This window comes from Trichlorobacter thiogenes, assembly GCF_900167465.1.
GTDB classification, from domain to species: domain Bacteria; phylum Desulfobacterota; class Desulfuromonadia; order Geobacterales; family Pseudopelobacteraceae; genus Trichlorobacter; species Trichlorobacter thiogenes.
The window spans coordinates 64,627-77,567 of record NZ_FUWR01000014.1 but is presented as its reverse complement, the minus strand read 5'-3'; the positions used below and the strand labels follow the sequence as shown (position 1 = coordinate 77,567).

At 54.3% G+C, this 12,941-nt stretch carries 11 protein-coding genes; 5 read left to right on the top strand and 6 right to left on the bottom strand.

Features of this window, described 5'->3' with window-relative positions:
• Nucleotides 1-15: 15 nt before the first annotated feature.
• Nucleotides 16-1,482, bottom strand: a complete 1,467-nt coding sequence (locus tag B5D39_RS12230) for a two-component system sensor histidine kinase NtrB (protein WP_078790753.1) — start codon at nt 1,480-1,482, stop codon at nt 16-18.
• Nucleotides 1,483-1,543: 61 nt separating this feature from the next.
• Nucleotides 1,544-4,063 carry a PAS domain-containing sensor histidine kinase gene (locus tag B5D39_RS12225; protein WP_078790752.1) on the bottom strand — a complete coding sequence of 840 codons (2,520 nt, stop codon included), beginning with the start codon at nt 4,061-4,063 and terminating at the stop codon, nt 1,544-1,546.
• 95 nt (nt 4,064-4,158) lie between these two features.
• On the opposite strand from B5D39_RS12225, the gene B5D39_RS12220 reads away from it, so the two are divergent.
• Nucleotides 4,159-6,006 (top strand): UbiD family decarboxylase, encoded by a 1,848-nt coding sequence (locus tag B5D39_RS12220; protein WP_078790751.1) that lies wholly within the window; start codon nt 4,159-4,161, stop codon nt 6,004-6,006.
• A gap of 87 nt (nt 6,007-6,093) precedes the next feature.
• Nucleotides 6,094-6,600 carry a chemotaxis protein CheW gene (locus B5D39_RS12215; protein ID WP_078790750.1) on the top strand — a complete coding sequence of 169 codons (507 nt, stop codon included), beginning with the start codon at nt 6,094-6,096 and terminating at the stop codon, nt 6,598-6,600.
• Nucleotides 6,601-6,687: 87 nt separating this feature from the next.
• On the opposite strand, the gene B5D39_RS12210 is transcribed toward B5D39_RS12215, so the two are convergent.
• A complete protein-coding gene (locus B5D39_RS12210; RefSeq protein ID WP_078790749.1) occupies nt 6,688-7,809 on the bottom strand; it encodes a methyl-accepting chemotaxis protein in 1,122 nt (373 codons plus the stop codon).
• 129 nt (nt 7,810-7,938) lie between these two features.
• Here B5D39_RS12210 and B5D39_RS12205 point away from each other — a divergent pair, with 129 nt between their 5' ends.
• From B5D39_RS12205 to B5D39_RS12195, 3 genes are read left to right on the top strand one after another with little or no spacing between them, the layout of a single operon-like run.
• Nucleotides 7,939-8,904 (top strand): metal ABC transporter solute-binding protein, Zn/Mn family, encoded by a 966-nt coding sequence (locus tag B5D39_RS12205; protein WP_078790748.1) that lies wholly within the window; start codon nt 7,939-7,941, stop codon nt 8,902-8,904.
• The gene (locus B5D39_RS12200; protein WP_078790747.1) at nt 8,892-9,641 is read left to right on the top strand and encodes a metal ABC transporter ATP-binding protein; all 750 of its coding nucleotides are present in this window, start codon (nt 8,892-8,894) and stop codon (nt 9,639-9,641) included. Before B5D39_RS12205 ends, B5D39_RS12200 begins: the two co-directional genes overlap by 13 nt.
• Before the next feature lies 1 nt (nt 9,642).
• Entirely contained in the window at nt 9,643-10,476 is an 834-nt protein-coding gene (locus tag B5D39_RS12195) for a metal ABC transporter permease (protein WP_078790746.1), read from the top strand.
• Here the strand turns inward: B5D39_RS12195 and B5D39_RS12190 are convergent.
• The 3 genes from B5D39_RS12190 to rfbC are packed head-to-tail and all read right to left on the bottom strand — an operon-like array spanning nt 10,460 to nt 12,926.
• Nucleotides 10,460-11,092, bottom strand: coding sequence for an HD-GYP domain-containing protein (locus tag B5D39_RS12190; RefSeq protein WP_078790745.1), 633 nt, complete (start codon nt 11,090-11,092; stop codon nt 10,460-10,462). The genes B5D39_RS12195 and B5D39_RS12190 overlap by 17 nt on opposite strands.
• Before the next feature lie 42 nt (nt 11,093-11,134).
• Nucleotides 11,135-12,388 (bottom strand): MFS transporter, encoded by a 1,254-nt coding sequence (locus B5D39_RS12185; protein WP_078790744.1) that lies wholly within the window; start codon nt 12,386-12,388, stop codon nt 11,135-11,137.
• Entirely contained in the window at nt 12,381-12,926 is a 546-nt protein-coding gene (rfbC, locus tag B5D39_RS12180; RefSeq protein WP_208610586.1) for a dTDP-4-dehydrorhamnose 3,5-epimerase, read from the bottom strand. Before rfbC ends, B5D39_RS12185 begins: the two co-directional genes overlap by 8 nt.
• Nucleotides 12,927-12,941: the final 15 nt, after the last annotated feature.

The window sequence follows — 12,941 nt, the reverse complement described above, 5'->3', positions numbered from 1 at the left end:
AACCTTGTTCCCTGGTTAGTAAGTATGTTGATTCGGCAGTATGCTTGCCGAAATAGCAGGAAGAAACACTGAAAAGCAGCTGCCTTGTCCTTCAGTTGATTCAGCCAGCACAAAACCACCGTGTTGTTTGATCGTGCCGTAGATCATTGAAAGCCCTAGGCCGGTTCCTTTGCCCACCCCCTTGGTGGTGAAAAACGGTTCAAAAATTTTCTGGCGGATCTCCTCCGGTATGCCCTGGCCGGTGTCACGAACCTTGAGAACAGCGTAGGTTCCTGGCAGGGCTCCTTGAGCAGATCCAGCAGTGCTTTCATCAATAACCTGTTCAACTGTTGCAACCGTAATGGTGCCGCCGTTTGGCATGGCATCCCGGGCATTGGTAATCAGGTTAAACAGCACCTGTTGCAGCAATATTTCATCAGCAGTAATAACCAGTGCTGTTTCTGTCTGTTCAAGCTGTAGTGTTATGTTTTTTGATAGCAACTTTTGGGCCAGAAGTAATGAATCTTTCACCATTTGATTCAGTTCAAAGGTGACCGGGTGAATCGTCTGTTTGCGGCTAAAGGCCAGCATACTGCGGGTCAGGGCGGTGCCTCGTTCAACAGCCTTCAAAATTTCCAATAGCTGTGGCTGTTTCTGGTTGGACTGCTCTGAATCAAACTGAAGAATCTGGGTGTTACCGGAGATGATCTGCAGGATATTGTTAAAGTCATGGGCAATGCCGCCTGCCAGCTGCCCGACCGCCTCCATCTTCTGAGCATGGCGTAACTGATCTTCAAGCAGGCGGCGTTCAGAGATATCCACAAAGGTGCAGACCATGCCGATATTCTGGCCGTTTTCCTGAATAGGATGGGCGCTGTAGGATACCGGAAAACAACTGCCATCCTGGCGCCAGAATACTTCATCAGTAACCAGTACCGGTGCAGATCCTGTGCTTACCATCTGGTGTGCCCTGCATGCTGATGCAGGGTAGGGGCTGCCATCGGCATGGCTGTGGTGCATCAGACGGTGCATCTCTTTTCCCAATAGCTGTTCAGGGTGCGTATAACCCAGCAGGTTGGCGCAGGAACGGTTGGCCAGGATGCAATGGCCTGCTTCATCAGTGCCGTAGATCCCTTCTATGGTTGAATCAAGCAGCAGCTTGATGCTGCGCAGATTTTCCCGGTTTTGATGTTCGACAATCATATCTTGTCGTTGACGTGCTGCACGAAACCAGGCAATGGGTGCGGCAACCACCAGTGCCAACAGCGTAACTGCTGAAATGGTAATGATCTGGTGCTGTTCAAGGGCGATGGTGAGCGGTGATTGTTCCTCAATGGATTGGATCTTGCCAAATTTGTAGAGCAGATCCAGGTGACTGCTCCGTTCCAGCAGGAAAATTGCTCCGCCCGCCAGCAGGGTAAACAGGGCAAGCGGCAGAAAGCGCCCTAGAAACAGGGTGAACATGGATTGTTGGCCAGGTATGCTGTTGAATGGTTGTTTCACACTACCCCTTGGTGGCAGAAAGAGTTATGCAGGCTGGCTATACCAGTAATTACAGGCTTTGTCATGTTGAAACAGTTTCCTGATCAGCCTGCAGCAGGGGTAACCGTATCATGAAGCTGGTGCCTTGAACCGGCTCTGAGGTTACAGTAATAACACCGCCATGCTCTTCAATGATCTGTCTGGTAATGGAGAGACCAAGACCGGTTCCGGCCCCTTTACGGGTAAAGAAAGGCTCAAAGATCAGGGGCAGATCCTGGCTGGGGATACCGTGACCAGAGTCGCATACGGTGATCAGGGCATCATGTGCATCATGGTTAATGGTTATGCTGATAGTTCCCCCAAGGGGCAGCGCTTCCAGGGCGTTTTTCAGCAGATTAAGCAGGGCCTGGCGGATCTTTTCTGCATCAATCTGGCAGTCAGGCAACGGGGTCCGCTCCAGGGTCAGGGTAACCCCCTGACGCTGACAGGGACGCTGCATCAGCATGACCACATCCTCGGCTGCTTCGCCGGGGTCCCCTGGGGCAAAACGTGACCGGGGCGGGGCTGCAAAGGTCAATAGCGCCGAGATCAGCCGCTCCATCCGCTCAATCTCTGCCATGGCCTTGGTCAGCATCTCCCGATCTTTTTCACCCAACTGGGCCCGGTCATGCAGATCGTCCAGCAGCAATGAAATGCCGGTGAGAGGGTTGCGAATTTCATGGGAGATACCGGCTGCCAGTTTACCCAGCGAAGCCAGTCGTTCCAGCCGGACCGTCTCTTCCCGTAACTCTTCACGGATGGTCTCATCCCGCAGCGTGACCGTCAGGCCATGTTCTGCATGCTCACCAATCGGAAAAATCCCCACATCAAAATGCTGAATGATGCCGTTCTGTTCAAGCTGCAGGGGGGCCCGGCCATAACCGCTTCCTTCGGTAAAGGCCAGCTCAATTCTGGCAGGTATCGGCTCCCACCCCTTAAAGATAGTGGCGTAATGACTGCCCAGCGGCCAATGGTGTCCTAAAAAACGGTCCAGGGTGCTGTTGCGTGAGGTAAGGGAACCGTCAGGGGCAAAGGTGGTGATGGCACTGGAGATACTTTCCAGGATGCTTTCCTTGAAGTTACGTTCATCCAGAATGGCCTGCCGTGACTCCTGTAACTGTTCCAGGGTTGCAATCAGGTTTGCCTTGCGTTGTTCCAGTTCCGCCACCATGGCGTTAAAGGACAGGGCCAGCTCCGCCAGTTCATCTCTGCCTTTTACCACGACACGATTACCGGTTTCTCCGTTGGCAAGACGGCGGGCCCCTTCGCTTAAGCGCTGCAAGGGACGGGTGATACCCCGTGCCAGCAGCCAGGCAGCCAGGCCTGCTACGATTGCTGCCAGTGCGATGAACAGACCGCTTTGTTGGCGATACTCTTTCAGTTTACGGGTTATGAGCAGACTACCGGCACTGGCCTGCTTCTGGAACTGATCAACCTGGTAGCCGATGGTGATGCCGCCAAAGACGCCATGTTTTTTGTAGGGGCCGGTATCATACAGGATAGGCGCATAGGCCATGATTTTACGGGCGCCGCCCACGTTGGTCAGTTCAACCACACCACTTTGCTGTTTTCTGACAAATGCCGATGCCTTGGGATAGTTGGGGTGGATAAATCCGGCATGATCAAGATTAAACGGGATGTTGCCGGCTTCAATAGCTTTGCTGCCTGAGTTACTGGAGTAGGGGGGCAGCAGCTCCCCCTGTTGATTCACTCCCCGGATATCCCATAACTTGGGATGGGTAATAATCCAGCCTTCATCATCAAACAGGAAGGCATAGTTACCGCTTTTATAGGAGGGGAAGACCGTTGAAAAGTGAGGGCCGGGATCAATATGCTGGCTGAATTCCATCAGGTGCCGGTGATCCATGGAGATGACAAAGGCTCCAGTAAAACGCCCATCCTGCCCGTGAAGCGGGAGGCCAAAGCGAACGACCCCTTCATAACGCTTACCCAAGGCATGTTCAGGTTCAGAGGCCCCGGCCAGTTGCTGCTGTTTGTTAACATGGAAGCCGGTCAGGTGGGTGACATGGATCTCGTTTGGCTGCAGTTGCTTGATTTCTTGAAAATAGGTTTCGCTTTTAAACTCGGTAGCGGTTGGTTTAGTAACGTTGCGCAGTTCTGCGGGCGGCAAAAAGCGGCCATCTTTCAGCACCATCTGTTCCTGACCATCTGCATCCAGCAGGGCAAAGGAGCGGTAGATCGGCACCAGTTTCCGTACCTCGCGGAGCTGATTGGGGGCGCTGGCCCGTTGTTCCCAGACCTCGCTGCGTTGTTGCATCCAGAAAGAGAGCAGTACCTTGCGATCAGTGGCAAAACGGCTTAAAAAGCGCAGATCATCTTCGCGGCGGTGGAGGTAGTCACTTACCGTGTCTGCCACCTGACGGGCACGCATCTGCAGGCTTTCTGCTGCCTGTTGTTCTGCACTACTGCCGATCTCAAGGGCCAGGCGATCCCGTACCTGCTCAAGTCCTGAAAACAGGAAGAGTGTGGCAGCCAGCAGTGGCACCAGTGCCAAGAGTAGCGAGGCGATCAGGAATTTTCTGAAAAGAGTCGGTCTGATCATTGGAAACCGGTGTAAAGCTAAGGTTCAGGTTGAATTGACGTGGTGCTGATGATACCGTATCTGGCAGTAAATGAAAGCCGGAAAAGAGAAAAGTAATGGGATATATAAATCTTCAGGATTGTGTTGAGGATCTGGAACGTCACGGCATGCTGCGCAGGATTGAGCTGCCGGTTGATCCCTATCTGGAGGCTGGTATGATCCAGCGCCGGGTCTATCAGGCTGGTGGTCCGGCACTGCTGTTTACCCAGGTAACCGGCTCTGCCTTTCCGATGCTGGGTAATCTGTTTGGCACCTTGGAACGGACCCGTTTTATCTTCCGCGATACCCTGCGAACCATTGAGACCCTGGTTAAACTGAAGGTGAATCCGTTTCAGGCCCTGAAGGAACCGGGCCGCTTGTTGGGTGCCCCGCTGGGAGCCCTGCATCTGCTACCCAAGCGGGTAGGCCAATCACAGGCCCCAGCGCTTAGTTGCCGGACAAAGCTGTCAGCCTTGCCTCAGCTGGTTTCATGGCCCAACGATGGCGGTGCCTTTATTACCTTGCCGCAGGTCTACAGCGAACATCCATCCAAGCCTGGATTCGGCAAATCCAACCTGGGGATGTACCGGGTGCAAATCTCTGGTAATCAGTATCAACCGGATAAGCAGGTCGGGCTGCACTATCAGATCCATCGTGGTATCGGGGTACATCATCAGGAAGCGATCAAGCGTGGTGAGCGGCTGAAGGTGAATGTCTTTGTAGGCGGCGCGCCTGCCATGTCAGTGGCAGCGGTTATGCCGTTGCCGGAAGGGATGCCGGAACTCTCCTTTGCCGGTCTGCTGGGAGGCCACCGGATCGCCATGGCAGATCTGCCCGGTTGTCTGCCGGTACCGGCAGAGGCTGATTTCTGTATTGTGGGATCGATTGATCCCCATGCCACCCTGCCGGAAGGCCCCTTTGGTGACCACCTGGGCTATTACAGCCTGACCCACCCGTTTCCGTTTATTGAGGTGGAAGCGGTCTATCACCGGCCTGATGCGATCTGGCCCTTTACTTCAGTGGGACGTCCGCCTCAGGAAGATACCTCCTTTGGCGCCTTTATCCATGAGCTGACCGGTGATCTGATCCCCACGGTGTTGCCCGGTATCAAGGCGGTCCATGCCGTTGATGCTGCCGGAGTGCATCCGCTGCTGCTGGCCATCGGGTCTGAGCGTTATACCCCTTACGATGGCGTTACCCGCCCCCTGGAACTGCTGACCCAGGCCAATGCCATTCTTGGGCAGGGGCAGCTTTCTCTGGCCAAGTACCTCTTAATTACCGCTGAGCAGGATAATCCTGAGCTTGATATTCATGACATTGGCGCCATGTTCAGACATCTGCTGGAGCGGATTGACTGGCAGCGTGATCTACATTTCCAGACCAGTACCACCATAGATACCCTGGATTATTCAGGTGGTGGCTTTAACAGCGGTTCCAAGCTGGTCATGGCTGCTGCTGGTCCGGTCAGGCGTTCTCTGATGACGGAGCTGTCGGGTGACATTTCTCTGCCGTCTGGCTGGTCACGTCCTGCCCTGGCATTGCCTGGTGTACTGGTGCTGCAGGGTAGTGCCCAGGCGCTGGACAACGGTGAGCCGGATCAGGCAATTCAGGCACTGTGCAGTTTCTGGGAGCAACAGCCGCTGTCCGATGGTATTGCCCTGGTGGTAATTGCTGATGATAGTGAGTTCTGCAGCCGGTCTCTGGATAACTTTCTCTGGGTCACCTTTACCCGCTCCAACCCTGCCTCAGATGTTTATGGGGTAGCTGCTGCAACCAGGCAGCGGCACTGGGGCTGTAGCGGGCCGCTGGTAATTGACGCACGCAGAAAGTCGTTTCATGCACCGCCACTGGAAGAGGACCCGGCACTTGAACAGCGGGTCAATGCTCTTGCTGCTCCGTCAGGGCCGCTGCATGGTTTGTTCTAGGGTTATTACCCTATTTCACTTTTTAAAAACTATGCTATGATTCATTAAAAGCAACCAGTTCACTATTCCCTCATAGAGGAGGTTTCAATGTCCACCACAGCCCTGGTAAAAAGCGGAGATGTGACAACCGGCGGAGACCAGTTGATTCAGTTGGTCAGTTTTATGCTCAGCAACGAGGAGTACGGTGTTGAGGTATTGAAAGTGCGAGAGATCATCCGTATGCCTGGCATTACCAAGATGCCCAATACGCCGCACTATGTTGAGGGGATTATCAACCTGCGGGGCAAGGTAATTCCTATTATTTCAATGCGTAAGCGTTTTGGCCTGGCTGAATCCGACTATGACAGCCATACCCGGATCATGGTTATGGATGTTGCCGGTGGTCTGACCGGTTTTATTGTGGATGCTGTTTCCGAGGTGATCAGGATTCATTCCAGCGAGATTCAGCCACCGCCCACCATGGTTTCCGGCAATATTGATCAGGAGTTTATTACCGGTGTGTTCAATCATGCCGACCGCCTGCTGATCATCATGGATGTGGATCAGATGTTCTCTCCGCAGGAGCGGGAATATTTTGGCAGTGCAGGGGAGTAGTTTCTTGGCATAAGAGAGACTATGCTGATATGCAAAAAGGCCGGGGAAATCTCCCCGGCCTTTTTTAGTGGTGCAACCAACGCGATTTTAGCTGGCCCGCGAGATCTCCTCAAGGTTACCGGCAATCACGGTTGCGGTGGCTGCCTGCTCTTCAGAGGCGGTGGCGATCTGGGCAATCAGGTTTTTGATGTTCTCAACCGAATCAACAATGGCGATCAGTGATGCCTCTGCCTGATGGGAAAGCTGCTCACCCTTTTCAGCCTCTGCCTTGCCCCCTTCAATGGAGGTTACCGCCTTCTGGGTGTTGGATTGAATCTCAGCCACCATGGCGCCGATCTGCTTGGTGGAGGTCATGGTCCGCTCAGCCAGTCTGCGCACTTCATCGGCAACCACCGCAAATCCGCGACCCATTTCACCGGCCCGGGCAGCCTCAATGGCAGCGTTTAAGGCCAGCAGGTTGGTCTGGTCAGCAATTTCATTAATAACATTAACGATCTCGCCGATCTTTTCTGAGGTTGCCCCCAGGTTACCCACAATCTGTGCCGAAGAACGAACCACTTCAGCCACCTGCTGCATCCCCTTGACCGCCTGATTCACCACCCGTTGACCTTCATGGGCGCTGTCAGCCACCTGGGCTGCGGAGTCGGCAGCATTGGTGGTGTTACCGGCTACTTCGTTAACGGTCATGCTCATCTCTTCCATGGCTGTAGCGATCTGGTGAATCCGCTCTTCCAGATAATTCTTACGTTCAATATCCTTGTACTGCTGCTCCTTGATGGTGCGTTCGGCGGTAATGTCACTCCAGCAGGCCATGAAGCAGAGCAGTTTACTGCTGTCACTGGGGTCCCAGATCGGGTAGGCCTTGGTCTGCAGGGTAACGCCACCGATGGGAATATCAGCAGAGTGGGGCATTTTGCCCCGTGGATCAGCAAAAATGTTGCGGATACGGGCCGGATCCTTGTGGTACTGGTGGATTGAGTTGCCAAAGGCATTGGCAACGTCTGCACCACGCAAGCCGCTGTTCAGCTCAGAGCGATGTTGCTGCAGCAGCTCCTTGGCCCGACGGTTTTGATAGAATATCTTATTATCATTGGTGGTATCGCAAAGCATGACGACGTTATCGACGTTGTCCAGCATCTGCATCAGTTTTTTTATCTCATTGTCTCTATCGAGTAGTTCCTGCTTGCTGGGTCCGCCGAAAAGTCCCATGTCAATGCTCCTTGGATGCCGATGTAGTGTCGCTTTAGATTGTCCCAGTATAAACGAGCAGAGGATAATTGCAAGGATCAGAAATGCGGGCTATGATGCCGGTGCATATTAGTCAGAAGGAGAAGGTCCATGTTCAATCGCGTACTATCGATTCTGGTTGCCGTTGCTGTTTTGGGGATACTGGTAACAGGCTGCCAGGGACAGAAAAAAACGTCGGCGCAGCCGTCACGACCGATTGTGATAACCACACTGTTCCCGTTATATGATTTTGCCCGAACCATTGCCGGCGACCGGATGGAGGTACAGTTACTGCTACCCCCCGGTGTTGAGCCCCACCATTTTGAACCCAAGCCGGATGATCTGGCCCGTATTCACCGGGCTGCCCTGTTTGTCTACATTGGACCTTTTATGGAACCATGGGCTGACAAGATCATACAAGGGGTTGATCGCACCAAGGTAAGGGTGGTACCGGCAGCAGCCGGAATAACGCTGCTGCCTGCCATGGCTCATTCCGGTAAGGAACAGCATCACCATGATCACGATCATAACCATCAGGTTGAGGCCTATGATCCCCATGTTTGGCTTGATTTTAAGGCTGATCAGGCCATGGTTGCAAAGATCCTTGAGGCGCTGATCGCTGCAGATCCTGCCGGTGCAGAACAGTACCGGCGTCGGGCTGCTGACCTGACAGAGCAGCTGTCCGCACTGGATGCGCGTTATAAGGCCGGACTGGCCAGCTGTGACAGTAGGGTGCTGCTGCATGGTGGCCATGCTGCCTTTGGTTATCTGGCCAATCGCTACAACCTCAATTATCAGGCTGCAGCAGGTGTCACGGCTGAGCTGGAGGCTACCCCGCGCCGTCTTGCAGAACTGGTACAGCAGGTAAAGCAGAACAAGGTCAAGGCGATCTATTCTGAAGAACTGGTTTCGCCACGGGTGGCGCGGACCATTGCCGGTGAGACCGGTGCGACGGTTTTGAAGCTGCATGGTGCCCATAACGTGGCAAAGGAAGATCTTGCACAAGGGGTAACCTTTATCAAGCTGATGGATGAGAACCTTAAAAATCTGCAGGTTGGTCTTTCGTGCAAGAACTGATCAGGGTGGAACAGCTTACCTGTTGTCACGGAGCAGTGGAGGCGCTGTCTGAGATCAGTTTTAGCGTGGCAGCAGGTGACTATCTGGGGATTGTCGGCCCCAACGGATCAGGGAAAAGTACCCTGGTGCGGGCCTTACTGGGGCTGATGCCTGCATACCAGGGCCAGATCTCGCTCTTTGGTCAATCCCGTGACTGCTTCTCCGGGTGGGAACGTCTGGGGTATCTGCCCCAGAATCTGGGGCCGCTTAATCCTGCCTTTCCTGCCACGGTCTTTGAGGTGGTGCAACTGGGCCTGTTGGCCGGTAAAGCGCTTCCCAAACGGCTTTGCCGCCATGACCGCAAACAGGTGCAGGATATGCTGGAACTGCTGGGGATTGACCATCTGCAGCGCCGTATGATCGGTGAACTGTCTGGTGGCCAGCAGCAACGGGTTATGCTGGCCCGTGCCCTGGTGAATAATCCAGAACTGCTGATCATGGATGAACCAACCGCTGCCCTTGATCCTGAGATCCGGGATCGCTTCTATGAACTGGTGGCTCAGATGAACAAGGACAAAGGCACCACCGTGTTGCTGGTGACCCATGATACCGGTACCATTGGCCAGTATGCCTCAAGGATGCTGTATCTTGACAAGAAGGTGCTGTTCTTTGGGTCCTTTGATGAGTTCTGCCACTCTCCCGAGATGTCTGCCTTTTTCGGAGAACATTCGCAGCATCTGATCTGCCACAGGCATTGATATGACAATATTTGAACTGTTTTCATACGGCTTTATGCAACGCGCCTTGCTGGCCGGTACCCTGATCGGCGTACTCTGCGCGGTGTTGGGGGTCTTTCTGGTACTGCGCCGGTTGTCGCTGATCGGTGATGGTCTGGCCCATATCACCTTTGGTAGCGTGGCCCTGGCCCTGTTTGCAGGCCTGCAGGGGGCTGCCATGTTATTGGTGTCGCTGCCGGTGGTATTGCTGGCCTCGCTGGGGATTTTGAAGCTGGCGGGCAAGGCCCGGCTGGGCGGTGATGCAGCCATCGGGATTGTTTCATCAGTCGGGGTGTCGCTGGGGGTATTGCTGGCGGTGTTGGGGCGGGGGTATGGGGTTGACCTGTTCAGCTATCTGTTCGGTAGCATCCTTGCCATCAGTCAGGCAGAACTGTTGGTGGCAGGCGGTCTGTTTGTAACCGTGCTGGCGTTATTATGGCTCTACTACAATGATCTGGTGGCCTTGACCTTTAACGAGGAACTGGCAGCAGTCAGCGGCATTAAGGTCAGATTTCTGAACGGCCTACTGGCAGCCCTGACCGCTTTGACCGTGGTGCTGGCCATGAAACTGGTGGGGGTGATGTTGATCTCTGCACTGCTGATCCTGCCTGCCTCAGCTGCTCTGCAGGTGGCCCGGGGATTCAGGATGACCGTGATCCTGTCGGTGCTGTTTTCGCTTGTGTCAGTGGTGGGCGGGATTGTGGTCTCGTTCCTGCTGAATCTGCCATCAGGTGCCACCATCATCCTGCTGGCGTTTGTGATCTTCTGTGGCGCCTATCTCTTCAGGCAGCTACAAACCGTCAAAAATAAAAGCTGAAATCCTTCCACTCGTGCTTGTTATCTTCCAGGCTGGCAACCAGTTCATCCACAATATCCGGGTCAAAATGTTTTTCTTTTTCCTTGATCATCTCTGCAACCGCCTCTTCCCTGCTCATGGCAGGCCGGAACGAACGGGGTGAGACCATGGCATCAAAGGCATCAGCCACGCAGATGATCCGGGCATGCAGGGGGATTGATTCATCCTGCAACCGGGCCGGGTAGCCAGTACCGTCCCAGCGTTCATGGTGATGCATAATGGTGGGCAGGATATGGGAAAGGTTTTCCAGGCCCACAATCAGCAGACCTGCCTTAAGCGGGTGTTCTCGCATGATGATCTCTTCCCGTTGATCAAGGGGCATCGGCTTGTTGAGGGTTTCTTCGGTGGTACCGACCGCCTTGCCGATATCATGCAGAATCGCACCGGCATAGAGATCCCGTAGTTCAATCTGGGACAGTCCCATCCGGGCTCCGATGGCCAGGCTGATTTCGGCCACCCGGCGGGTATGGCCCTGGATATAGGTGTCTCTAACCTCCAACGCCTCCACCAGCACCTGAATCAGGTTGTTCACAAAGCGGGGATCCCATGTCTGGGCTATGTCATATGGTTTAGGCATAGTAGTTCCTATAGCGTAAATTGTAGTGCTGTCAACCAGGTTCTATCGTTTTCCCTGGGCTAATCTGATAGAGGCAGGTTCTTTGCGTAGCAACCACATGCAGACCGGCCCCAGTAATCCCCCCAGACCAACGGTGGTAAAGGCGATGCCCCAGGCACCGTTCATACCGGGCCAGGGCTGCCAGTTCTGAAAGGTATCCAAGGCCCAGCCAAAGACCGTGGGGGAGATCATGCCCATGGTGTAGCCCACCAGTGATTGCATCCCCATGGCAGCCCCCAGATAGCCTGGCGCCACCAGTTCTGTCAGGGCAGTGGAAAAGACCGGCGATTCTGCCACAATCAGCCAGCCGTAAATACTGCCGACTGCAAGGGTCAGCCAGAGATTAGTATTGATCAGCCAGCCAAATGAGATGGAGCAGATAACTGAACCGAGCATGACCACCGTGACAGTGGTGGTACGGCCAAACCGGTCTGACAGGCTGCCGGTGATGGCGGTGGAAAAGGTGCCGATCCCCACCAGGGACGCAGCAATGACTGCTGCTGTGGCGGTTGCCTTGCCGGTGCTGAATCCCCAACCGGTGAGGGCTGCAGCAAAAAACGGTGCCAGCCAGCTGCGCATGCCGTACATCTCCCACATATGGCTGGCATAGCCCAGAATAACCAGCAGGGCAGGCCGATTCTGCAGGATTTCACCGTTAAAACCCTGTGGTGTTGGTTGAGGTGGAGCAGGGCGATACCCACGAAACACCAGCAGCGACAGGCAGGCGCCAACCAAGACACCGGCTGAACAGACAAGCATGGCAATTCGCCAGCCCCAGATACCGGCAATGGTGCCCGGAACCACCAACGACAGTGATGCCCCCAGTACTAATGAGCCAACATAGATACCCACCGCCCTGCCACGCTGGTGGCTGGCAAACCGTTCTGCCACCAGTTTCAGTCCCGGCATGTAGGTGCCGCCCATACCGATGCCGGTCAGTCCGCGCAGGATCAGGCCGGACAGGTAATCATGGGCATACAGGCCAAACAGCAGGTTGGCAATCCCTGACCAGAGCGCAGCGGTAATGAAGATCCAGCGGATGTTCAGACGGTCAGACAGCGTGCTGAGCAGGACTCCTGAGGCGATATAGCCCAGTTGATAGACGGAAAAGATCACCCCGGCCTGGGTGTTGTTCATATCCCATTCAGTTTTAAGGATGGGCAGAATGGCAGAATAGTTGATAAAAACCAGCATGATAAAGAGCTGGCTGCAGCAAAGGGTCAGCAGCCAGATTGTGTCGGAACGCTGGTTAGTCAAACAGTTCCGCCTCAGCAAGCAGTTTGCCAGATAAATCTTTGGCGGACAGGAGTGGTTCACCGGACAGTGGCCAGGTGATACCAATGGCCGAATCATCCCAGGCAATGGTCCGCTCAAATTCAGGTGCCCAGTAATCGGTGGTCAGGTAGAGAAACTCAGCATGATCAGAGGTTACACAGAATCCATGGGCAAATCCTTCCGGCACCCACATCTGGCGTTTGTTTTCAGCGGAGAGAGTGGTTCCAAACCATTGGCCACAGGTTGGCGAAGAACGACGAATATCCACCGCAACATCAAATACTTCTCCGCTGATCACACGAACCAGCTTGCCTTGAGGGTGCTGAATCTGGTAATGAAGCCCCCTCAAAACATTGCGGGCAGAGCGGGAGTGGTTGTGCTGGACAAATGAACATTCAAGTCCGGTGGCCTTTTGCCAGACCCGTTCGTTAAAGCTTTCAAAAAAGAATCCCCGGTCATCGCCAAAGACCTTTGGTTCAAGGATCAATACACCGGGCAGTGTTGTTGTCAGGCAGTTCATGGGAAGCATCTCCTC

What these genes read in the sequence shown, in the direction of transcription:
- B5D39_RS12195 (WP_078790746.1), top strand. Translation starts at nt 9,643, where the DNA reads ATGACAATATTTGAACTGTTTTCATACGGCTTTATGCAACGCGCCTTG.
- B5D39_RS12190 (WP_078790745.1), bottom strand. Translation starts at nt 11,092, where the DNA reads ATGCCTAAACCATATGACATAGCCCAGACATGGGATCCCCGCTTTGTG.
- B5D39_RS12225 (WP_078790752.1), bottom strand. Translation starts at nt 4,063, where the DNA reads ATGATCAGACCGACTCTTTTCAGAAAATTCCTGATCGCCTCGCTACTC.
- B5D39_RS12205 (WP_078790748.1), top strand. Translation starts at nt 7,939, where the DNA reads ATGTTCAATCGCGTACTATCGATTCTGGTTGCCGTTGCTGTTTTGGGG.
- B5D39_RS12210 (WP_078790749.1), bottom strand. Translation starts at nt 7,809, where the DNA reads ATGGGACTTTTCGGCGGACCCAGCAAGCAGGAACTACTCGATAGAGAC.
- B5D39_RS12215 (WP_078790750.1), top strand. Translation starts at nt 6,094, where the DNA reads ATGTCCACCACAGCCCTGGTAAAAAGCGGAGATGTGACAACCGGCGGA.
- B5D39_RS12220 (WP_078790751.1), top strand. Translation starts at nt 4,159, where the DNA reads ATGGGATATATAAATCTTCAGGATTGTGTTGAGGATCTGGAACGTCAC.
- rfbC (WP_208610586.1), bottom strand. Translation starts at nt 12,926, where the DNA reads ATGAACTGCCTGACAACAACACTGCCCGGTGTATTGATCCTTGAACCA.